The organism is Candidatus Rhodoblastus alkanivorans (assembly GCF_022760755.1).
Taxonomy (GTDB): domain Bacteria; phylum Pseudomonadota; class Alphaproteobacteria; order Rhizobiales; family Beijerinckiaceae; genus Rhodoblastus; species Rhodoblastus alkanivorans.
The window spans coordinates 189,788-211,285 of sequence record NZ_JAIVFP010000001.1; the positions used below are offsets into that span (position 1 = coordinate 189,788).

16 protein-coding genes and 1 pseudogene are annotated in these 21,498 nt (G+C 64.7%); 4 read left to right on the forward strand and 13 right to left on the reverse strand.

The window, feature by feature from the left end:
* Nucleotides 1-51: 51 nt before the first annotated feature.
* From K2U94_RS00880 to K2U94_RS00910, 7 genes are all read right to left on the reverse strand, one after another.
* Entirely contained in the window at nucleotides 52-1,524 is a 1,473-nt protein-coding gene (locus K2U94_RS00880) for a pyruvate kinase (RefSeq protein WP_243065408.1), read from the reverse strand.
* Between the two features lie 55 nt (nucleotides 1,525-1,579).
* Nucleotides 1,580-3,961, reverse strand: coding sequence for a glycosyltransferase family 2 protein (locus K2U94_RS00885; RefSeq protein ID WP_243065409.1), 2,382 nt, complete (start codon nucleotides 3,959-3,961; stop codon nucleotides 1,580-1,582).
* Nucleotides 3,955-6,546 carry a glycosyltransferase family 2 protein gene (locus K2U94_RS00890; RefSeq protein WP_243065410.1) on the reverse strand — a complete coding sequence of 864 codons (2,592 nt, stop codon included), beginning with the start codon at nucleotides 6,544-6,546 and terminating at the stop codon, nucleotides 3,955-3,957. Before K2U94_RS00890 ends, K2U94_RS00885 begins: the two co-directional genes overlap by 7 nt.
* Nucleotides 6,539-7,225: a class I SAM-dependent methyltransferase gene (locus tag K2U94_RS00895; protein WP_243065411.1), complete on the reverse strand. Its 687-nt coding sequence runs from the start codon at nucleotides 7,223-7,225 to the stop codon at nucleotides 6,539-6,541. The genes K2U94_RS00890 and K2U94_RS00895 overlap by 8 nt, the downstream gene beginning before the upstream one ends.
* 64 nt (nucleotides 7,226-7,289) lie before the next feature.
* The gene (locus tag K2U94_RS00900) at nucleotides 7,290-8,552 is read right to left on the reverse strand and encodes a glycosyltransferase (RefSeq protein ID WP_243065412.1); all 1,263 of its coding nucleotides are present in this window, start codon (nucleotides 8,550-8,552) and stop codon (nucleotides 7,290-7,292) included.
* A gap of 217 nt (nucleotides 8,553-8,769) precedes the next feature.
* On the reverse strand, nucleotides 8,770-9,750 hold the full coding sequence (locus tag K2U94_RS00905) for a calcium-binding protein (protein WP_243065413.1): 981 nt from the start codon (nucleotides 9,748-9,750) through the stop codon (nucleotides 8,770-8,772).
* A 60-nt stretch (nucleotides 9,751-9,810) separates the two neighbouring features.
* Nucleotides 9,811-10,497, reverse strand: coding sequence for a hypothetical protein (locus K2U94_RS00910; protein ID WP_243065414.1), 687 nt, complete (start codon nucleotides 10,495-10,497; stop codon nucleotides 9,811-9,813).
* Nucleotides 10,498-11,564: 1,067 nt separating this feature from the next.
* On the opposite strand from K2U94_RS00910, the gene rph reads away from it, so the two are divergent.
* Both rph and rdgB read left to right on the forward strand, forming a co-directional pair.
* Nucleotides 11,565-12,275, forward strand: a complete 711-nt coding sequence (gene rph / locus K2U94_RS00915) for a ribonuclease PH (protein ID WP_243065415.1) — start codon at nucleotides 11,565-11,567, stop codon at nucleotides 12,273-12,275.
* Complete coding sequence (gene rdgB / locus K2U94_RS00920) at nucleotides 12,272-12,910, forward strand: RdgB/HAM1 family non-canonical purine NTP pyrophosphatase (RefSeq protein ID WP_243065416.1); 639 nt, start codon at nucleotides 12,272-12,274, stop codon at nucleotides 12,908-12,910. Before rph ends, rdgB begins: the two co-directional genes overlap by 4 nt.
* A 364-nt stretch (nucleotides 12,911-13,274) precedes the next feature.
* On the opposite strand, the pseudogene K2U94_RS20695 reads toward rdgB, so the two are convergent.
* Nucleotides 13,275-13,385, reverse strand: a pseudogene (locus tag K2U94_RS20695) (glycosyltransferase family A protein); the annotation flags it as partial.
* Nucleotides 13,386-13,650: 265 nt separating this feature from the next.
* Here K2U94_RS20695 and hemW point away from each other — a divergent pair.
* Together hemW and K2U94_RS00930 are read left to right on the forward strand one after the other, a co-directional pair.
* Nucleotides 13,651-14,823: a radical SAM family heme chaperone HemW gene (hemW, locus tag K2U94_RS00925; RefSeq protein ID WP_243065417.1), complete on the forward strand. Its 1,173-nt coding sequence runs from the start codon at nucleotides 13,651-13,653 to the stop codon at nucleotides 14,821-14,823.
* Nucleotides 14,824-14,882: 59 nt separating this feature from the next.
* Nucleotides 14,883-15,197, forward strand: a complete 315-nt coding sequence (locus tag K2U94_RS00930) for a hypothetical protein (protein ID WP_243065418.1) — start codon at nucleotides 14,883-14,885, stop codon at nucleotides 15,195-15,197.
* A gap of 36 nt (nucleotides 15,198-15,233) precedes the next feature.
* On the opposite strand, the gene K2U94_RS00935 is transcribed toward K2U94_RS00930, so the two are convergent.
* The 5 genes from K2U94_RS00935 to K2U94_RS00955 all read right to left on the reverse strand — a co-directional run bounded on the left by K2U94_RS00935 (nucleotide 15,234) and on the right by K2U94_RS00955 (nucleotide 21,356).
* Nucleotides 15,234-15,692: a J domain-containing protein gene (locus K2U94_RS00935; protein WP_243065419.1), complete on the reverse strand. Its 459-nt coding sequence runs from the start codon at nucleotides 15,690-15,692 to the stop codon at nucleotides 15,234-15,236.
* A gap of 65 nt (nucleotides 15,693-15,757) precedes the next feature.
* Entirely contained in the window at nucleotides 15,758-16,519 is a 762-nt protein-coding gene (locus tag K2U94_RS00940) for an ABC transporter permease (protein ID WP_243065420.1), read from the reverse strand.
* Entirely contained in the window at nucleotides 16,516-17,448 is a 933-nt protein-coding gene (locus K2U94_RS00945) for an ABC transporter ATP-binding protein (protein WP_243065421.1), read from the reverse strand. Before K2U94_RS00945 ends, K2U94_RS00940 begins: the two co-directional genes overlap by 4 nt.
* Nucleotides 17,449-17,921: 473 nt before the next feature.
* Nucleotides 17,922-19,088: a PQQ-dependent sugar dehydrogenase gene (locus tag K2U94_RS00950; RefSeq protein WP_243065422.1), complete on the reverse strand. Its 1,167-nt coding sequence runs from the start codon at nucleotides 19,086-19,088 to the stop codon at nucleotides 17,922-17,924.
* 81 nt (nucleotides 19,089-19,169) lie between these two features.
* A complete protein-coding gene (locus tag K2U94_RS00955; protein ID WP_243068771.1) occupies nucleotides 19,170-21,356 on the reverse strand; it encodes an RNA degradosome polyphosphate kinase in 2,187 nt (728 codons plus the stop codon).
* Between the last annotated feature and the right edge of the window lie 142 nt (nucleotides 21,357-21,498).

Consider the following 21,498-nt stretch of genomic DNA (forward strand, 5'->3'; position numbering starts at 1 on the left):
CCTGGCCATTTCGGCAGGGCGCCTTTGCGCGGATGCAGGGAAAGCTTCGCCTCACCAGCTCGCCAGCCGGCGCAGGTGCGGGGTTTTCTCGTGGTAATGGACGTCCATGCGGCCGAGCAGGCGGATCAGCTCGCCGAGCGCCTTCATCAGATGTGGCCCCTTGTTCAGCATCACGCATTCGGCGCGCGCGGCCATGGCGGCGTCAGTCATTTCGCCGCGCGAAAAGGCGCCGGTCTTGACCAGATTCTCCATCACCTGGGTCGCCCAGATCACTGGAACGCGCGCCGCTTCGGCGATCCATAAAATCTCCTCCTGCATTTCGGCGAGCCGGGTGAAACCCATTTCGATGGCGAGATCGCCGCGCGCGATCATCACCGCCGCCGGCTGGCGGGCGCCTGCGCGCACGATCAAATCCGGAAGATGGCGCACCGCGCGCGGCGTCTCGATCTTCAGCACCAAAGGCAGGCTCCGCCAGTCGCCGGGCCTTATGTCCTCCAAAGCCTCCTGCAGGCTCTCGATGTCGTCCACGCTCTGCACGAAGGAGAAATTGATCGCATCGGCATGGGCGGCGACGAAACCCAGGTCGTCGCGGTCCTTGGCGGTCAGCGCCGGAATGGCGAGCTCGGCGTCGGGGAAGTTCAGGCCCTTTTCCGATTTGAACTTGTAGCCATCCGGCTCGCATCCGACGACGCGGGCGATGAGGAAGCCTTCGTCCACCCGCTCGATCCGGGCTTCGAGCTTGCCGTCGTCGATCGAAAGCCGGTCGCCGGGCCGCGAGGCGTCGATCGCTTCCGGCAGGCTGCATTCGAGCGCGAAATCGGCGTCCTTCTTGCTCACGCGCTTCAATTCGCCCGGCGCGGTCACCGCCACCAGTTCGTCGCGCTCGGCATGTTTGTCCTTGCGCAGAGCGGCGAAGGCGCCGGTGCGCACTTTCGGCCCGGCGAGATCCATGAAAATGCGCATTCGACGGCCGGTGCGCTCGCCGGCGAAACGGACGTTTTCGACCATCCGCGCCCATTTGTCGGCGTCGTCATGGGCGCAATTGATGCGCACCGCCTCGACGCCTTTTTCCGCAAGGCCGAGGAAAAAGCCGCGATCCTCGGCGGCGGACGAGGGGCAGGTGACCATCAAGGCGGTGAGCCGCTCGCCGGAGGATTCGCCGAACAAAGCGCGGCTGCGCGCGAGAAGTTCGTGCTCGCCCGCGAAAAAATCAGCCTCGTCCGGCCCCGTGATCCGGTCACGACCGGCGAGCGCGGCCAATGCGGCGGCGACGGCGTCGAGGGTCGGCAGCGCACGGCTTTCGAGCCGCCCGAGCGACGACAGGCCGAGCGCCATCAATTCGCGCTGGACGGCGCGCAGGTCGTAATGGCGCAGGGCGAGATAGGCCGCGAGATTTTCAGCAGAGGCGACAAAGCCAGGATCGATACGCCAATGCCGCCATTTGTCGAACTGGCGCGCGGAATCGACTCGCAATTGCGCGCGTATCCGCTCGATTTCCTCAAAAAGCGCCAAAGCTTCCGACAACGCCCGTCCCCATCCGGTTCCGCCGTAACGGCCGTACATGACAAGGCTGTGACAGTCAGAAGCCGGGCGGGACGGGGCGAGGTTGCGGCCAGACCGGCAGGCGCGGCGGCGCCGGACGTGGCGGCCAGGCGAGAGCGGAAAATGGCGTCTGGTCGAGGGAGAGCATGGGATGATAGGCGGGGTCGGCAGTCAGCGCCTCGCCCCAGATCGCGCGCAGATTGCGCAATTCACGCAAGCTGCGGAAGGCCTGGTCCGGCCGGCGCTCCGGACCGCGGGTGGCGGATTCGCGATGCAGCAGGCGCGCGTGCGGGGTCAGGACCACGCGCAGGCCTCGCGCCCGCAGGCGCAGGCAATAATCGACATCGTTGAAATTCACCGGAAAGCGCGCCTCGTCGAAACCGCCGGAGTCGAGAAAGAGCCGCCGTTCGGTCAGAAGGCAGGCGGCGGTCACGGCGCTGCATTCATGGGCGACGCGCAGCAGGTCGGCATAGCCGGGGTCGCTGTCGATACGGTCGTTGAAGGCGTGCAGCGCCGCGAATTTCGGGCCGAGCACGACGCCGCCATGCTGGACCACGGCGCTCGGCCACAGCAGGGCCGCGCCGACCGCGCCGACGTCCGGCTCCGCCATGCGGCTCAGCATTTCCTCCAGCCAGCCCGTCCGCAGAGCCTCGACGTCATTGTTGAGCAGGAGCAGGAAATCGCCGCCCGCCGCCTCCGCGCCCCGGTTGACGATGCGCGAGAAATTGAACGGACCCGGGACGGGCAGCACGCGCCCGCCCTGCCCGGCGATCTCCTCGAACAAAGCCGCCGTCTCCGGCTCGACCGAATCATTGTCGAGCACGACGACCTCGCAGGCGGCGAGATCGACGGTCCTCGCAAGCGAATCGAAACACGCTTTGAGGAGGTCGGCGCGGTCGCGAGTCGGGATCAGGATCGAGACCCGGCCGCGCGGCGCCGGGCGCGCCACGATCGCCGACGGCAGAAGCGCCCCGCGGCCCGGACCGATCCTGCCCTGCACCCCGCGCGCGGCGAGATGGCCCTGGACGGCGCGCGTGAGCCGCGCCGAGGTTTTGGCGAGATCGAGGCGCGGCAGGCGGGCGAGAAAGCCCGGCTGGTGGACCGGCGCGGCGGCGGCTTGGCCCGCGTCCGGATCGGCGATTCGCGGGCCGACGACCCGACGGCGGTCCTGGGCGAAAAAGAAAAGACGGAACAGATCGGCCGCCCCAGCCTCCGCCGCCGCATGGACGAATTCGGCGCGGGCGGCGAAGAACAAGGCGCCGCAGCCCTGCTCCAGCATCCGTTCATAATCGAAGGCGGGCAATGCGACCGGCCATTCGCCGCCGTCGGGCTCGGCGAAGGTGAAATCGGCATAGACGAGCGGCGCCGCGGGAAAGGCCGCCAAAGCCTGCGCCAATACGGCGAGGGCGTGAGGCTGAAGCACCGTTCCGGAGGGCGCGAAGGCCAGGATCGGGCAATCCTTGGCGTCGCCGGCGAGAAACTCGCGCAGCATGGCGGGATCGAAATCGACCGCGCTCTCGCCGCCTTCGAGCGCCGCCGCGACCCAGCCGCAGCCCCGCTGCGCTTCGAGGCCGGCGACGCTGTCCTCGATCCCCTCGTCGCCGACCAAAGCGACGCCGACCAGCGACCGCGCGTCCGCCTCGGGCGCGGGAGGCGGGAAAATCTCGCGCCATTGCGCGAAAAAGTCTAACGGCAGCGATTGCGGCACGATGCGGTCGTAGAAATCGCCGCGCGGCTTCTCGGAATCGAGCTCGGCGCGGCTTTCGAGAAAGCGGGCGAGGCCGTCGCGGAAGGCGACGAAGCCGCAGGGACTGCCGACAAGCTCCGTCCCCTCTTCATTGAGGACCGTCGCGACATGGGCGAGGCCGTCGGCGAAACGCAGGGGCAGGTCGAGATCGAAACGGCGGAAGGCGCGGACCTCGTGGCCTTCGCCGATATGGGTCCAGCGCGTCGCTTTCGTCTCAGCAACCTGTTCGCCGTCGATCAGGGCTCGAATTGTTTGCGCGCGCGACGGATCGCCGTCGACCCAGCCGGTCATGCGCAAGCCGCCATCCCAGCCGACCTCGCCGGGCGATCGATCGCTCTTTGGCGGCGCCGCCGCGGGAGCGAACAGGGGCGCCCCGACGATGTCGCCACTGTTGGCGAGGCGAATCTCGACGCGCCGCGCCGCGTGCAGGACGGACGGATCGAGGGTGAAGACGAAGCCGTGGCAGCCGTCGCCCGCGCCCTCGCGGGCCAGTTCGCGGTCGAAAAGATCGGCGCGGCTGACGCCCGCGGGAAAGCCGTCGATCAGCATTTCGACGACGAAACGGCGGCCGGGGTCGGAAGGGTCGAACACGAAGCCCGCGATCTGGCTGTCGCTGATCATCGCAGCCTGCGAGCGCAACGCGCCGCTGTTCCGGTCCGTCCTTTTCAACATGACGCCGCCCTTTGCGACGGCGCGGAAAACCATTGCGCGGCGAGCGCCGCCGCCTTGGCGTCGCAAAGGCGCGGGTCGAGCGCGAGATCGCCATCCTCGCGCGCCAGCTTGCCGAAGGAGAAGTCGAAACAGGCCTTCGGCAAGGCGAAGGCGCGGGATAAAACGTCGGTTCGGCCGAACAGGCGGGTGCGATAAGGCGACATCAGCGCGGATGCTTCATATTGGCGCAGCAGGCGCTCATATTCGCCGCGCTCGACGGCGCCGGCGACAAAAACATTCCCGGGCTTCATGACCGCGAGATCGTCGACGCAAGCGCCGAACACGACGATTCGCGCCGTTTCATCCCGCCGCCGCAAGGCTCGGCCGAGCGCGATGACCAGCCGGTCGGCGAGCGGATCGCGCAGGGGCATGAGCACCGCCAGCGCGCCTGCCGGCGGACGGTCGAGCGGCCGCGTCGCGATCGGCGGTTCGGCGATCGGGACGACCGCCGCGTCGCTGAAAATATGGCGAGCGATCTGGTCAGACATGCGGTCGAGCGGCCGGATCGCCTCGGCGCGGGCGAGAATCGCGCGCTTGCGTTTGACGCGCCGCCGCCGCGCCTCCTCCTCGGCCCCGACCGCATAGGCGCCTTCGGCGCAGGACGAACAGGGGCCGGACGCGTCGGGCGTGCGGCACGCGCCGCCGAAGGGCGTTCGCAGTGGAAGCGCCCATTCGAGATCCCCCGCCGCGATCTCGACCCGCGCGCCGAGCCGGAACAAGGCCGCGAGCAATCGGGGCGACAGCGCCAAAGGATCGAACAATTCGATCCGCGCGATCTTTTCCGCCCGGAGGAAGTTCATCAGACCGTCGAGGCCGGCGCGGTCGTCGAGCGCGAAGCCGAGCGATTGCGGCCAGGCGCCGCTGGCGCCGCGCAATTCGGCGCGGTCGCCGGCGCAGGCGCAAATCAACGGCGCCGGGGCGGCTTCGGCCGCCAAAGCCTCGGCGCGCTCGCGCGCCAACAGGCGCGCGGCGCCGCCGGCGCAGACCAGCGCGACACGGCCCGCGCCATTGGGGAGCAGCGCCTCGATCGCGCCGCGCGCGCGCCTGAGCGGATCAGCTTCGACGAAGGACGCCGATTCGATCTGGTAATAGGGAAAGCGCCGCTCCAGAACGGCCAGATTGCGCATGACGAGCCGCCGCTTTTCGGCGCGGAAGGAGCGCGTTCCTTCATGGCCGACATAGACGCCGGCGGCGCAGACGTTCCTGAAACCCTTTTCGCGCGCCCTCAGGCAAAATTCGACATCCTCGTAATAGCCGCGGGCATAGACTTCCGGCAGCGGGCCGACGGCGTCGAGACAGGCGCGGGTGATATAGAGGCAGAAGCCGATTCCATTTGGCAGATCGACGAAATCGAGCCCGTTGGCCTCGCGCGCCAGCCGGTCGATCCGCGCGATTTCGGCAGGGCTCTCCATTGCATTGACGGCGTTGGGCTTCGGCAGACTGACATATTCGCCATTGTTGGAAAGCGGCGTGACCGTGTCTATGTCCGGCGCGGCACGGGCGACTTCGGCGAGCCGGGCGAGACTTTCGGGAGGCGGCGAGGCGTCGGCGTTGAGCAGGACGACGTCGCCTTGAGGGCAAAGAGCGAGGGCCCGGTTGACGGAAGCGGCGAAGCCGAGATTGTCGTCGTTGCGCAGCAGGACAAGGCGTCCCGCCGCCGCCTGATCGTCGAGCCAGGCGCGCAGGGCGGCGTTGGGGCTGGCGTCGTCGACAGCAAATATTCGCGCCGCGGGAGGCGCGCCTTGCGCGAAAAGCGCCTCGAAACAGGCGCGGGTCGCCGCGAAATCCTCATAGACAGGCACGATCACCGACAAAGCGGCGGGTGGCGGCGCGGCGTCGGCGAAGGCGCGCCCGCCGGCCTTCAAACGCCGGGTCGCCACGCGGCGGCCATCGCGCAAAAGTGTCGCAATTTCCCAGTCCTCCGCCGCCTCCAGCCGGATCGACGCGGCGAAACGGGTTTCATCGGCAAGCCAATGGTCAGGTTCGGGAGTCAGGGCGACAATGCTTTCCGATTGGCCTTCGAAGCGCAGATGAAATTCCGCCGCGCCCATCCAGGCGGCCCAACCCTTGATGAGGCCGTCGCGGCGGCTCACGACGAACAGCGGCGCCTCGTCCTCTTTCATCAGCCAGTCCGCAGCGGCGCCGACGAGAGCCGGATCGGGATCGTCCTCGGACAGGACAAGGCGGGCGGCGACGCTCTTCTGAGCCGCCTCGCCCCAGGTCAGCGCGAATTGGAGAATGCGTCGGTCGGTCGGATCGAGTGCGATCGCTTTTTCGAGATCGCCTGCGCCTTCCGCCAGGAATCCGGCGCGGCGGCTGATCTCGGAGCGAAGCAGAAAGTCGCGCGCGCTGGGCTTGAGCAGACGGCAGCGCCGATCGGCAAAAGGAAAGGCGAGGTCCGGCCGCTCGGCTTCTATGTTTTTCCCGATTTCGAGCAACAAAGCTTCGAAATGGCGCTTCGAATCGAAAAAAAGCGCGTCCGCGTCCAGGAGCTTTTCCAGCCGGAGCCCGGCCTTGGATTCGGCCCGCGCCGGAGGCTCAAGCATTGGCGCGAGCCGACCCGGGCGGGTGCGCCGGCGCCGCCGGAGCCGCCTGGCCCTCGCCGAACAGACGGGCGAGATCGGAGCCGGCGAATATCGGCGCGATCGCCTCATCGGAAGCTTGCGGACCGAGCAAAATCGCCCAGAGGTCAAAATAACCGCCCTCGGCCGCCCGGACCTCCTTGAAGCCCGATTCGAGCGCGACCCGGGCGAGGCGCGGCGCAGTGAAGCCGGTGCGATGGGCCATCGCCACCCGTCCTTCGCCGATCGAACGGCCATGTCCGAAAAGCATGTCGATCGGGCGAATCGGGCCTGCCGGCGATTGATAGGCGACGACCTCCGCGCCTTGCTCGACAATCAGCCGCGCGATCGCCATGAGGTCCGGACAGGTGAGAAGCGCGAAGCCGTCGGGTTTGAGGATGCGGCGGAACTCGCGGAAAGCTGGAATGACCTCATGCGCGTAAAGATGTTCGATGGCATGGGACGAATAGAGCGCATCGAAGCTGCCGTCCGCCACCACGGCGCGCATATCCACCAATGAGCCGACGATATCGGGCCGCGTCGCCGGATCCACGTCGAGCCGAACCTCCTGCCATATCGCCGGGGCGAAGACCGCGGGGAGCCGTCCGTGGCCGAGAACGCCGCATCCGGCGTTGAGAACGCGTTTCTTCTGATTTCCGGTCATGCGGCGCACCGTTCTGGTGTGAAAAACAAAAGCCAAGCGGGGAAGCTCAAGGCCCGTTTGGCGTTCATACGACTTTGCGGAGCGCCTCGGGACCGCCGGCGGCGCCTTTTTCCGGCCGCTCGAGCCCCAGCCGCTCCATCGCCTCGGCGATGCAGGCGCTCCGGGCATAGCGGCCGAGCGCCGTGGCGCGCGCGGCGCGGCCGAGCTGAACAAAGGCGACAGGATCGGAAAGGACCCGTGCGACCTGATCGGCCAGCGCGTCGGGGTCGTGGAAGGATGTGAGCAATCCGTTGATTTCATGCGTAATCGCCTCGCGGACCGGCGCCGTGTCCGAAGCGACGATGACGCAGCCGAGAGCCATGGCTTCGATCAGCGACCAGGAAAGGACGAAGGGAAAGGTCAGATAGACATGCGTCCGCGAGACCTGCAGCAGCCTGACATATTCGTCATAAGGCAGATAAGGCAGGAAATGCACGCGGGAGAGGTCGAGACGGCCCGCCACCTCATCGAGATAGATCGATTTCCAGCTCTTGCCCTCTGGCGGCGACGGGCCGTAGGACACGCCGTCGCCGCCCACAATGACGACCTGGGCTTCCGGCCGGGCGTCGAGGATCCTGGGCAGGGCGCGCATGAAAATGTGATAGCCGCGCATCGGTTCGAGATTGCGGGCGACGAAGGTCACGATTTCCTTGCCGCGATCGAGCAGCTCGCCATTCGGCAGGAGGAAGCGCGCCTCCTCGTCGGGACTCAGCCTAACCTCGTCGACGCCTTCATGGACGACGTGAATCTTGGCCTGATATTCCGCCGGATAGGTCTGTTTCTGCCATTCTGTCGGGGAAAGGCCGAAATCCGCCTCCGCGAGCGAAAGGAGCGTGCTGGCGTTCTTGCAATGAAGGGCGATGACGCCGTCGACACCGAGCTGCGGTCCCTCGGCGTCGAAATGAACGTCCTGGCCCTCCGGCCGGTAATAATATTCGCAATAGATGCCGATCCGCGCCCTGGGAAAGACGGAGCGCAACGGCAGGGTTTCGCCCCAGCCGCAATGGCCGACAATGAGGTCCGGCGCAAATCCGGAAGCCCGCAATTCGCTCAAGGCATAGAGGACGGCCGTGGCGCGGCGGCACTCGGCGTCGAACCGGCGGGCGAAGGGATGGGTCGGCGAAACGTCGTAGCCGGGCGTGCGATAGCGGAGCAGATCGACATTGGGCACGGGCTGAGCGGTCTCGGAGCCTATGGCGACGACCCGGTGAGACGGGTTGCTCGCAAGCTCTTGGGCGAGGTTCTGGAATTGCGCGGGAAAATTATTGTGCAGGAAAAGGATGTTCATGCCCGGCCATGTTGGAGTGCTTGTGCGCCAGCGCGGCAGCATAAACACGTTATAAGGAAGCGCCAAGAATGAGGCCAGCCGGATTTGACGGCGTCGTTACCATGGTTGCGCCCAGGCGAACCGCGCGCCGGGCAAAAAAAACGAGCGTAGAAACCCTACGCTCGTCGCTTTGTTCGACACTTTCGCGACGATGAGCGCCATCACGCTCGCGCCGCGATCAGCTCTTGGGAGTGAAGTGGATCGTCGCGTTCGCGAATTCGATGTGCTGACCATCCTGGAAGGTGATGGTGGTGAAGCCGCCGGCCGAAGTCTGGCTCTTGATGTCGCCTTCGTTCTGCGCCGAGAAGATTTCCGTCGCTCCACTGCCGTGGATGGTGGCGTTGCCCGTCATCCCGGCCGCGACAGTGTCGGCGCCGGAGCCGGCCCAGATCGTATCGTTGCCTGTACCAGTGTAGAAGGTGTTGTTACCCGCGGCAGCGCCCATGAGGTCGTTGCCGGAGCCAGCCGCCACAATGTCATGCGAGGACGCCGTCTGGCCAATATGGACGACGTTGTCGCCGTCTCCCAAATGAATTACGGTCTGGCCGCCACCCCACATCGTGTCGTTACCCGCACCGCCCCAGATCGTGTTCAAGCCGGATCCGGCGAAGTACGTGTTATTGCCTTGGAAGTCGCCCAGGATGTCGGCGCCGGAGCTGCCGTAAAGGGTGTCCATGGCGCCTCCGCTCACGCCGCCATGGATGATGTCGTTGCCGGAGCCCCCGTACATTTCGCTCTGGCCGCCGCCATACATCGTGTCGTTGCCTGTGCCGCCCGTAAGCGTGTTGAGGCCGGTGCCGGCGACGAAAAAGTTGTCGCCCTGTGCGGCCGTCAAAGCGGTCGGGCCGTCGCCGCCGATCAGCGTGTCACCGCCGGATCCGATGTAATTGATATTTCCGGGATCGGCGAGGATATTGCCGCCGCTGTCTGTCACCGTCGCCGTGTCGCCGTTGGAGCCTGTGAACAGGAACAATTCGCCGGAGCCGTGGAGCGTGTAGCTGCCGGTCGTGTTCTCGACGACCGTCTTGAGCGTGCCGCTTCCAGTCGGCCAAAGATTCACATTGGCCAGCTGGGAGATAATGTTCACCATTTCGGTCGGCGTTTTGAGTGCGCCCAACATCCCGCCCAAAGATGTAGCCGTCAGATTATACGTCGTCATGAGCAACCCCTAATGATCCCGCAACCATGCCGCGTGCCAATTCAATGGATTCCAGAACCCTCATGCTCCCGCCGACGCGCGGAACACTCTGATCCTGGCCTCCTTCTGACGCTCGACGGGACCGGCTTCCGCCAAAGCCGGCGCCTGAGCGGCAAATCTTTCGTCGCCCGCCCCCGCAAGGAGGCCGATGCGCAAACCAACGAGAGGGTCGCTCCCCGCGGGGCCGACCAACTCCACCTCCCGGCCCCGCCGGCTCATTATTGGCGAGCCGAGGAACATGGCGTCGACCGAAAGGCGGCAATCGACCGCAGGTTCGCCCGCAAGCCGCAGGCGGAGGCCCGCCAGCGGCAGCGCGCGACCGCGCGTCCCGACGAAGGCGCCCGAAGGCGCCCAATCAAGCCAGCGCGGCGGATTGGTGGCGACAAGCGGCTGGATTTCGATCCCGCCCCCTGATGGGAGGGCGCCGCGAATGCCGACCGCCTCGATCGCCGCCGGCGCGTCAGGGCCAGCGACCCAGGCGCCCGGATCGACCGCGACATCGCCCCGCCGTGCGACGTGAGCGACAATCTTGAACGGCGAACCTCCCGGGACATCCTCGCCATTCTGGTCGGGACCGACGATTCCAGCCCCAGCGCCGGCGCCGGTCCCGGCGAGAGGCTCGATGCGGAAGGACGCGTCGAGCGAGCCCTCGGCGCCCTGTCCCCTGATTTTCAGACCGAGCCGGGCAGCGCGTTCAGCCCGGATCACAACGCAGTCGCCCGGCGCCGACAGAAAGCCGCTGACAAGCCCCGGAGCGGACAAAACCTCGACGAACGGCTCGAAACCGTTCGCAGGGCGAACCAACGCAATGGGGGACGGTCCCGAAGCGGCGCCGGAGGCGTATCGAAGGACGAAAAGCCCGCGCTCAACGTTGACTGCCGCTTCCCGCTCTCTGGTTACGTCTCCGACCACGTCGAGTCCCCGCGAATAAGCCGCACACAACTCCCCGGATGAACTTTCGGGCTCAACCTCAGGTCAGGGATTAACGTTAGGTAACCTGAAACTTGACGCAAAGACAAGTAGAAATGCGGATTGCGGCGCAAAAAAATCGTGATGGCGACGCTACGTTCGAACTGCGAAACGCGCGATCCTCGCTAAGCAACGGTTTAAAATGACTTTTTTGTATACAGATCATATTAGATGAAATCTTTGGAACATGCCCAATTGCGTTTTTCCGAAGGCTCATTTGGCGCTTCGTGAGGCGCTCGAAGAAATGCCTAAAATTTGGTCATGACACCCAATAATCGACCTGTCTGGCGCAATGAGCGAGCAATATACGTGCAAAGAACGCACTGCAACATAGCACCATATTGTTTTTATGAGAGTTTATCGCCGCGGAACAATATCGCAAAGCAGCAAGGCATTTGGCGGCGCTTTAAAATGCTCCGCTGCGGCCAGGTGACGCAATCGGCCGGCCTCGCACAATGGCGATGGTCACGGCACGAGAATCACAAGCATAACTCCATGTAATACGTGTCATTATAATTTTTATGACAAATTTATACGTTGCGTGTGACTGTCTTAGCTTATTTATACATAAACATAGACGAAAGTTGTATAAAATGAGCCGCAGTGAGTTAACGAATATAAATTAACGGGCGTATCGCCCGCCCCTTTCGCCATATGCGTGTATTGCGCTTTTTCGCCCGTCCCCGCGCACAACGAAACATTTATACGACCCGGCGACTGGAGGCCCCGGCCGCCTGAAGATGGCGTTCGCCCTTGCGCCCCGGCGTCAAGCCTATAAAAGCGGAGGGAACAACCAAGGAGAAATGATGCGCCCATCCCATCGCGCGCCGGACGCGATGCGTCCCGTTTCGCTTCAGCGCAATGTCGCGCGCTACGCCGAAGGCTCCTGCCTGGTGAAATTTGGCGAAACCCATGTGCTCTGCACCGCCTCGCTCGAAGATAAGCCGCCAATGTGGCTGCGCGGGCAGGGCAAGGGCTGGATCACCGCCGAATACTCCATGCTGCCGCGGGCGACCCATACCCGCACCAGGCGCGAGACCACCAAACCTTCCGGGCGCACCCAGGAGATTCAGCGCCTGATCGGTCGTTCGCTGCGCGCCGTGACCAATCTGCCGGCGCTCGGCGAGCGGCAGATTACGATCGATTGCGACGTGCTGCAGGCCGACGGCGGCACCCGCACCGCCTCGATCACCGGCGCCTGGGTGGCGCTGCACGATTGCCTGAAATGGATGCGCGGACGCTCCATGATCAAGGACATGCCGCTGACCGACCATGTCGCGGCGGTCTCCTGCGGAATCTATCAAGGCGTCCCGGTGCTCGATCTCGATTACGCCGAGGACTCGACCGCGCATACCGACGGCAATTTCGTCATCACTGGCTCCGGCGGCCTGGTCGAGATCCAGGCGACCGCGGAAGGCGCCGTCTTTTCGGAAGAGGAACTGACGAAATTGCTCGATCTTGCGCGCGGCGGAATCAAAATGCTGATCGAACTGCAAAAGCAGGCGATCGAGGCATGAACGATAGGCTCGAAGGCAAGATCGTCATCGCCACCCATAATTCCGGCAAATTGCGCGAAATGCGCGAATTGCTCGCGCCCCATGGAATTGAGGCGGTTTCCGCGGGCGAACTCGGCCTGTCGGAGCCCGAGGAGACCGGCGACGATTTCGTCACCAACGCCTTGATCAAGGCGCGCGCGGCGGCGAAAGGCGCGGGCCTTCCGGCTCTCGCCGACGATTCCGGCCTGTGCGTCGAGGCTTTGGGCGGCGCGCCTGGCGTATTTTCGGCGCGCTGGGCGGGCGAGACCAAGGATTTCGCCGCCGCCATGGCGCGCGTCGCGCAAGAAATGAAAGCGTCCGGCTCGCCCTCGCGCCGGGCCCATTTCGTCTCCGCGCTCGCCGTCGCCTGGCCGGACGGCGCCGAACAGGTCTTTGAAGGCAAGGTTTTTGGCGATCTGACCTTCCCGACCCGAGGAACGCGCGGGTTCGGTTATGACCCCTGCTTCACCCCGGACGGCTACACGCGGACTTTCGGCGAAATGAGCGCCGAGGAAAAGCACGGCATTCCCGCCGACGGCGCGCAAGCCCTGTCGCACAGGGCGCGCGCATTCCAGATGCTGGCGGCGAGCCTGCTGGCGCCGGCCGACCCGTCATGAAGCGGCGGCTGCCGCGTTCGCCCTTTGTTCCGAAAGTTTCGCCAGGATGATTTCGCGCTCCGCCGGCTGTCCGCCGGCGTCGGTCGCCCGGATGTCGTCGCACTTGCGATAATAGGCCGCGAGCACGTTCAGCGCGCGCGGGCTTGTCCGCGCTATAGCGCAAGGCGATGTCCCAATCGTTCAGGCAGCTGAGCCGCGTGTCCCACGCGCCATATTTCGCCACCAGAGATGCGCGGTGCACGAGGACATTGGCGTCGATGTAATTGTCTTTTTCGAGTTCGGCCCGATCGAACTCGCGCCACAGGATGCAACTCGAATCGAGATTATGGATATGGCTCACCAGGGCGCCATAGAGCAAATCGTCCTCGGAATGGGTCGCGAAATGATCGACCGCCGCGGCGAGGAAATCCGGATACCAGACATTGTCCGAATCGAAATAGGCGATGAGGGGAGCCGAACTCAGCCGCAGGCCTTCGTTGCGGGCCGACTAGCTGCCGCCGATCCATTTCGCCTCGGGCAAGGGAACGAGTCTCGCCGAACTCGCCCGCCTCTCGGCCGCTCTTGCGCGGCGGCCGGTCAGGGCGGCCGAAGCGCCGCCGCGCGCCTGATCCGCGCCATGACGGAGCAGGACGCGGCGGCCCATGCGTAAGCCAAAGCCGCGCATTAACCCCTTCGTCACAAAGCTGAAGATTTCGTTAAGGCCCGCGTGACGGAAAAATCCAGAAATGGCATAAGGAGTCATGGCCAGCATTGCCCCCATGATTCCCGATCCCGGCTTTGGCGTTTACGTCCATTGGCCATTCTGCCTGTCGAAATGTCCTTATTGCGACTTCAACAGCCATGTCCGGCGCGGCGGTATCGAGGAAGACCGCTATCTGGCGGCCATTCGCATCGAGCTGAAACACCGGGCGGCCCTGACGCAGGGCCGGCAGGTGCGGTCGATCTTCTTCGGCGGCGGCACGCCCTCGCTGATGCAGCCGGAGACCGTCGCGGCCATCATCGAGACCATTGGCGCCCTCTGGAAGCTCGATCCCAAGGCGGAAATCACCCTGGAGGCCAACCCGACCAGCGTCGAAGCCGGACGCTTCCTCGGCTATCGTCAGGCCGGCGTCAACCGGGTTTCGCTCGGCGTTCAGGCGCTCAACGACGCCGACCTTAAGTCGCTCGGACGCATGCACAGCGCCGACGAGGCGATGCGCGCGCTCGACATCGCAGCCAGAACCTTCGATCGGACCTCTTTCGACCTCATCTACGCCCGGCCCGGCCAGACGCCGAAGGCCTGGGCGGGCGAACTGAAGGAGGCGCTCGCCCGGGCGCCGGAACATCTGTCGCTCTACCAGCTCACGATCGAGCCCGACACGATGTTCGAACAGCTTTACCGCGCCGGCAGGCTCAAGATCCCCAAGGCGGATGTCGCTCGCGATCTCTGGGACGTGACCCAGGAACTGACGGAAATGGCCGGCCTGCCGGCCTATGAAATCTCCAATCACGCCCGGCCGGGCAGCGAGAGCCGGCACAATCTGATCTATTGGCGCTATGGCGAATATGTCGGCGTCGGGCCTGGCGCCCATGGCCGGATCGTCGCCGCCAAGGGCGGGAGGCGGGCCCACGCCACCGAACCGCATCCCGAAATGTGGCTCACCGTGGTCGAGACGGAAGGCTCCGGCCTGATTGAAGATGAAGCGCTGTCGCGCGAGGCGCAGGGCGACGAGTTCTTGTTGATGGGCCTGCGGCTGACCGAGGGGATCGACCCGGCGCGGTTCCAGGCGCTCACGGGCAAGCGTTTCGAAGCGTCGCGGGTCGCCGATCTCATCGCCAACAACATGGTCGAATATACCCGCCAGGGCCGCATCCGCGTGACTTCGGAAGGCTTTCCGGTGCTCGACGCGGTGGTGGCCGATCTGGCGGCGTGAGCGGGGCGCGCCTTAATTTGACCCCTTTCTTCGGCTGACTGGGCGGAAAAGGGGGACTCATGATCAGAAAATCACTCGTTGTCGCTCTGGTGGCCGGGCTATCGCTGGCGAGCGCCGAAGCGCGAGCCGACGAACGCGCGCTGGACGGCGTGCTCGGCGCCGGCGCCGGCGCTCTGGTGCTTGGTCCCGTTGGCCTCGTGGCCGGCGGCGTCATCGGCTATGCGGCTGGTCCCCACATCAATTGCGGCCTGCGCGGCGGCTGCGCGCGGCGCACGCATCATTATCATTATCGGCGTCAGGCTTCGGCGCCGGCGCGACGCTCGGCGGGCGTCGCAACGCCGTCCCAGCGCTCGACCACGACGCCCGGGAACTGACCGGCTGCGACGCTGCGGCTTATTCGCGGCGGAACTTCACTTCAGCAGCGCATCGCGGGCCGCGGCCAGGCGGATATAGGCGTCGTGGTCGCCGCCGGCGTCGGGATGCGCCGTCTTGGCGAGACGGCGGAAGGCGGCGTTGATCTCCGCCGCCGAAAGAACGCCCTCGAGCGGAAGGTCCAGAGTCTCGCGATGCGCGTCCTCGTCGTCGCGTTCGACGAAACGCTGGGCGAAGGCGCGGCGCTTTTCACGCGCCTCGATCCGCAACTCGATCTGATCTTCCCGCCATTTGCGCCGCGACATGACGAGGCAGGCGCCGAAGGCGACGCGGCCCATGGCTTCGAGTTCGTCGAGATTGAAAGGCCCGACGACGTCATAGGGCGCCGCGAGCCAGGCATTGCGTCCCGCCGCATCATGCTCGACCCGTCCCAGCGCCGCCATGTCGAGAACGCCGAGCGAACCGTTCCAGACCACCCATTCGTGATTGTCGTTCATGCTTCAAATTCCGCCGCGATCGCGCTCCTGGGAGCGCCATGCAGGATCAACGCCAAGGCGAGGCTTCAGCTGCGCAGACGATAGCCGGTCTTGAAGATCCAGACCACGACGGCGACGCAGGCGACGAGCATAGCGAAGGTCATGGTCAAGCTGATCGAAGGCCTCACCGAGGCGAAGTCATAAAAAGTCCAGCGAAAACCATCGACCAGATAGACGATCGGATTGAACAAGGCGACGTTTCGCCAGAATGGCGGCAGCATGTCGATCGAATAGAAGGTGCCCCCCAGAAAAGTCAGCGGCGAGATCACCATCAGCGGAATGATCTGTAATTTTTCGAATCCATCCGCCCACAGGCCGAGAATGAATCCGAACAGGGCGAAAGTAATCGAGATCAGCGCGAGAAAGCCCAGAGCCCACAAGGGATGAACGAGATCGAAGGAGACGAAGATATGGGCGGTGAAAAAGATGATCAGCCCGAGGATGATGGACTTGGTCGCCGCCGCGCCGACGAAGCCGAGCAGAACCTCGACGGCCGAAACCGGCGCCGAAAGGATTTCATAAATCGTGCCGGTGAAGCGCGGCAGATAGATGCCGAAGGAAGCATTGGAAACGCTCTCTGTCAGCACCGTGAGGAGAATCAGCCCGGGCACGATGAAGGCGCCATAGCTCACGCCATTGATCGGATGCATGCGCGAGCCGATCGCTGAGCCGAATACGACGAAATAAAGCGCCGTGGACAAAACGGGCGAGGCGATGCTCTGGAAGAGAGTGCGCCGCGAGCGCGCGAGCTCGAAGAAATAAATGGCGCGGACGGCGTGGAAATTCATCTGTTTTTGCCCACGAGATCGATGAATATGTCCTCCAGGGAGGATTGGCTGGTCTGCACGGCGGAAAAGTCGATCCCTCGCGCGACCAGGCTCTTCAACAGGCGCGCAAGGCCGGCGTCGCGGGCGTCGCTCTCCCCGTTCTGGGTGAACGCGAGGACGGTTCCGTCGGGCGAGAGCGTCAGCGGCCGGTCGAAGAGGCCGTCCGGGATTTTTTCGAGCCTGTCGGTGAGGTTTACGCTGACACGGGTCTGGCCCAGACGGCGCATCAGGGCGTGTTTCTCCTCGACCAGGATGATTTCGCCCTTGTTGATCACTCCGATACGGTCGGCCATGTCCTCGGCCTCTTCGATATAATGGGTGGTGAGGATGATGGTGACGCCGCTTTCGCGCAGATGCCGCACCATGGCCCACATGTCGCGGCGCAATTCGACGTCCACGCCGGCCGTCGGCTCGTCCAGGAACAGGATCTCCGGCTCATGGGCCAGCGCCTTGGCGATCAGAACGCGCCGTTTCATGCCGCCAGACAGGGCACGGATGGTCGAATCCTTCTTGTCCCACAAGGAGAGGTCGCGCAGCACTTTTTCGAGATGCGCGGGATCGGCCTTTTTGCCGAACAGGCCGCGCGAAAAGACCACTGTGTCCCATACCGTCTCGAAGACATTGGCCGACAATTCCTGCGGCACCAGGCCGATCTTTTTCCGCGCGGCGCGGTAATTTTCGGCGATGTCGAACCCGTCCACCGTCACCCTGCCCGAACTGGCGCGCACCAGCCCGCAGACGATCCCGATCAAGGTCGTCTTGCCCGCGCCGTTCGGCCCGAGCAGCGCAAAAATTTCGCCGCGCCGGATCGTGAGATCGACGCCTTTCAGGGCGACGAAGCCGTTGTCATAGGTCTTGGTCAGTTTTTGGATAGACAGAACGGGGTCCAAGCGTGTCTTTCCTCATTCGCCTGAGCAGGATCTCCGAAAAATGGCCGCCGGTTTTCGGATAAAATCCTGCAAATCCGAAAAAATCCGAGCGGGTGTTCGTTGGCGCCCTTGTGACACGAAAACCGGACCGCGCCAATTGCCGGGAAGCAAGCCCGCCTTTGCCTTGCGCGGCCCCCGGGGCCTCCGGTTGGATCCGCATGAAGGACGACGGCGAAACCGCGCGGGGGGAGACACGACCCAAGCGAAATTTGGGCGGACGGGATCGCTCGTCGTTCTGCTGCCGTGCGAGGTCGCGGCCACGGGCTGCGGGTTCGCCTCCAACGCCTCGATCGCCGCGATCAAGCGCCGCCTGTTTCGCCTTTCTGCTGACGCTCACCAGCATCCGCCTCATTTGGCCCCTTCCTCGGCGTCTGGGCCATGCTGACCTTGCGCGCGCGCCCTGAATCCAAGGCCATGGCGGGAGGGCGGAATAGCTATTTGCCGTCGTAATAGATGCGGTAGAGCGCGCCTTCCTGGTCGTCGGAGACGATCAGCGAGCCGTCCGGCAATTCGGCCAAAGCCACGGGGCGGCCGAGAAAAGGCGTCGCGCCCGGGTTCCAGCCCTCCGCGAAGGGAATTTCCGCGCCCGGCTTGCCGTCATGGAAGGGAACGAAAATCACCCGCGCGCCGATGGGGACGCTGCGGTTCCACGAGCCGTGCTGGGCGATGAAGATCCCGCGCCAATTTTCCGGAAAAATTTTGCCGCGATAGAAGATCACCCCCAGATCGGCGGCGTGGGCGTCAAGTTCAAGCTCCGGAAACGCGACGCCGGCCGGCGGCGTGTCGCCCGCCCATTGTCTCGTCCGGACATGGCCGCCGCCATACCACGGGAAGCCGAAATTCAACCCCGCGCGCGGCGCCTTGTTCAGCTCCTCGGGCGGGATATCGTCACCCATGCCGTCGACCTGATTGTCGGTAAACCACAGCACGTCGGATCCGGGCTGGAAATCCATGCCGACGCTGTTGCGGATGCCGCTGGCGAAGATTTCGCGGTTTTCCCCGTTCCGGTCGAAACGCAATATCCCGCCCAGGCCCCATTTGGCGAAGATTTTCTGCTCCGTCGGCGTCGGGACATTGGTCGGCTGGCCGACAGCGACATAAAGCCTGCCGTCCGGGCCGACCTGGCAGACGCGCAAGCCGTGGCCGTGGCTTTTCTCATCGGCCGGGATCAGCTTCCCGGGCGGAACGATGACTTGCGGATGATCCTCGTCCCAGCCGCCCGGACGCGGCGCGAATTTCACGACGCGGTCGAACGCCGCCAGAAACAAGGTTCCATCGGGCGCGAAACAGGGGCTGCTCGGCATAACGAACTGGTGGTTCGGCGAGAAACGAGACGCAGCCTGCGCCTCTTTCGGGCCGAGCGCGACGCGATAGACATTTTGGGACGACGAGCCCACGATGAGCGTTCGCCCATCAGGCGAAACGGCGAGGCCGCGCGCGTCGGGCACGAGGCCGTAAAGCGCGATGTGGAAGCCCTGCGGTAGGCGGATTTTGGCGAGAACCGCGCGCAGCTCGGCGGCGTGATCGGGACGCGCCCGGCTGAACGCCAAAACCGCGACGGCGGCAGCCAGAGCCAGCAAAAGCAAAGCCGCCCGCCGCATGATGCGCTCCTCAAGGTCATCGGCGCAAAAGGCGCCGCCCGGCTTCATGTGGTGGGCGGCGCGCGCTTTGTCGAGTTGATTTCAGAGCGAATCGCCGTAGCGGGCGAGATCGCGCGGCGCGGAGATCGCCAAGGCGTCGCCGCGGCCCGAAAGGCTCGGATTGGTCATGAAATAATTCTGGGCGTTGAACGGCTCTTCATTGGCCGCGCGGGTCACGCGGCGGCTGGTCCCGTCTTCGAGAATGTCCCAGCTCTGCTCGTTGTCGAGCAGATTGGCGAGCAGGACCTGGTTCAGGACCTGCTCGTGCATGGTCGGATTCTCGATCGGGAACAGGGTTTCGACCCGGCGGTCGAGATTGCGCGGCATCAGATCGGCCGAGGAAATATAGAGCGCGGCTTCGGCATGCGGCAATTTCTTGCCGCGGCCGAAGGCGTAAATCCGCGAATGTTCGAGGAAGCGGCCGATGATCGACTTGACCTTGATATTTTCGGACAGGCCCGGGACGCCGGGACGCAGGCAGCAGATGCCGCGCACGACCAGTTCGATCCTGACGCCGGCGCGGCTCGCCTCATAAAGCGCATCGATGATTTCGGGATCGGCGAGCGAATTGCATTTGCCCCAGAAGGCGGCCGGCTCGCCGCGCGCGGCGTATTCCATCTCCTGCTTGAGGTGCTGCAGGATGCGCTGCTTGATATTGCCCGGCGAAATCACCAGGCGCTCCAGCGGCGCAAGCGCGCCATTGCCGGAGATGAAATTGAAGATTTTCGCGACGTCGCGGCCATAGCGCGGTTCGTCGGTGAAGGCCGAGAGATCGGTATAGATGCGCGCGGTGACCGGGTGATAATTGCCGGTGCCGATATGGCAATAAGTGACGATGCCCTCGGCTTCCTCGCGCGCGACCATTGACAATTTGGCGTGGGTTTTCAATTCGGCGAAGCCGAACACCACCTGGACGCCGGCGCGCTCCATCTTCCGCGCCCAGCGGATATTGGCCTCCTCGTCGAAGCGCGCCTTGAGCTCGACCAGAGCCGTCACCGACTTGCCCGCTTCCGCAGCCTCGATCAGCGCCGCGACGATCGGGCTGTCGGACGAGGTGCGGTAAAGCGTCTGCTTGATCGAGACCACTTTTGGATCGCACGCCGCCTGCTGCAGCATCTGCAGCACGACGTCGAAGGTTTCATAGGGGTGGTGAACGATAAAATCCTTGTGGCGGATCGCGGCGAAGGCGTCGCCCTCGAATTCGCGCACGCGCTCGGGATAACGCGCGGTGAAGGCGGTGAATTTCAGCTCGGGGCGCTCGGCGCCGACGACCTGGGACAAAGTCGCAAGAGCCAGCTGGTCCTCGACGACCAGATCGCCGAGCGCCGACAATTTCAGCGCGCGGGCGATGAATTCGCGCATCGCCGGCGGCGTTTCGGGGCTGCACTCGACCCGGATCGCATTGCCGCGCCGGCGCTCGCGCAAAGCCGCCTCGAAATTCTCGACCATGTCGTCGGCGTTTTCGGCGTCCTCGTCGAATTCGATGTCGAGGTCGCGCACCACGCGGAACGCGCCGGTCGCGGCGAAATCGCATCCCGGGAAAAGCCTGTCGGCGAAGACCGTGACGACGTCGTCGAGACAGGCGTAACGGGTTTCCACTCCCTCGACGGCCGGCAGCGGAATGAAACGGCGCAGCTTGCCGGGCAGACGGATCAGGCCGCAGAAGGTCTTGCCGTTGTCGCGGCGGCAAATATCGAGCGCCACCGACAATTCCAGATTGGGAATGAAGGGGAAGGGGTGAGTCGGATCGATGGCGATGGGCGTGACGGCGAGAAAGACATGATTGTGGAAATGCTCCTCCATCGCCTTGTGGTCCGCCTCGCTCCACGCCTTGCGCGAAACGACCGCGACGCCCTCCTGCGCCAGCCTGGCGCGCAGATCGAGCCAGATCGCCGCCTGATCGGCGGTCATGGTCTCGACCTGGCGGCGAATCTCATCATGAAGCTGCGACAGGGTGAGGCCGTCGAAACTCACCGCGTTCAAGCCGGCTTCGAGCTGTTCGATCACGCCCGAGACGCGCACCATGAAGAATTCGTCGAGATTATTGGCGGAGATGGAGAGGAAACGCAGCCGCTCCAGCAGCGGATGGCTCTCGTTGAGCGCCTCTTCGAGCACGCGGCGATTGAAGGCGAGCCAGGACAATTCGCGGTTGACGAAACGCGCGGGCGACGACAGCAGATCCGAACCGGCCCCGCCGGGCGCAAATTCGCCGTTCGCGTTGGCGTTCATCGCGATATCGTCCATGGTCTTTCCTCGCCAAATATCAAAAGGGCCGCGACACGGCTCTCGGCGCGACACTCCACCACGCCGTCATTACAACGATGCGACACGGCCATCCTGCTGATCGTTCGACATGTTTTTCCGCTGCGCG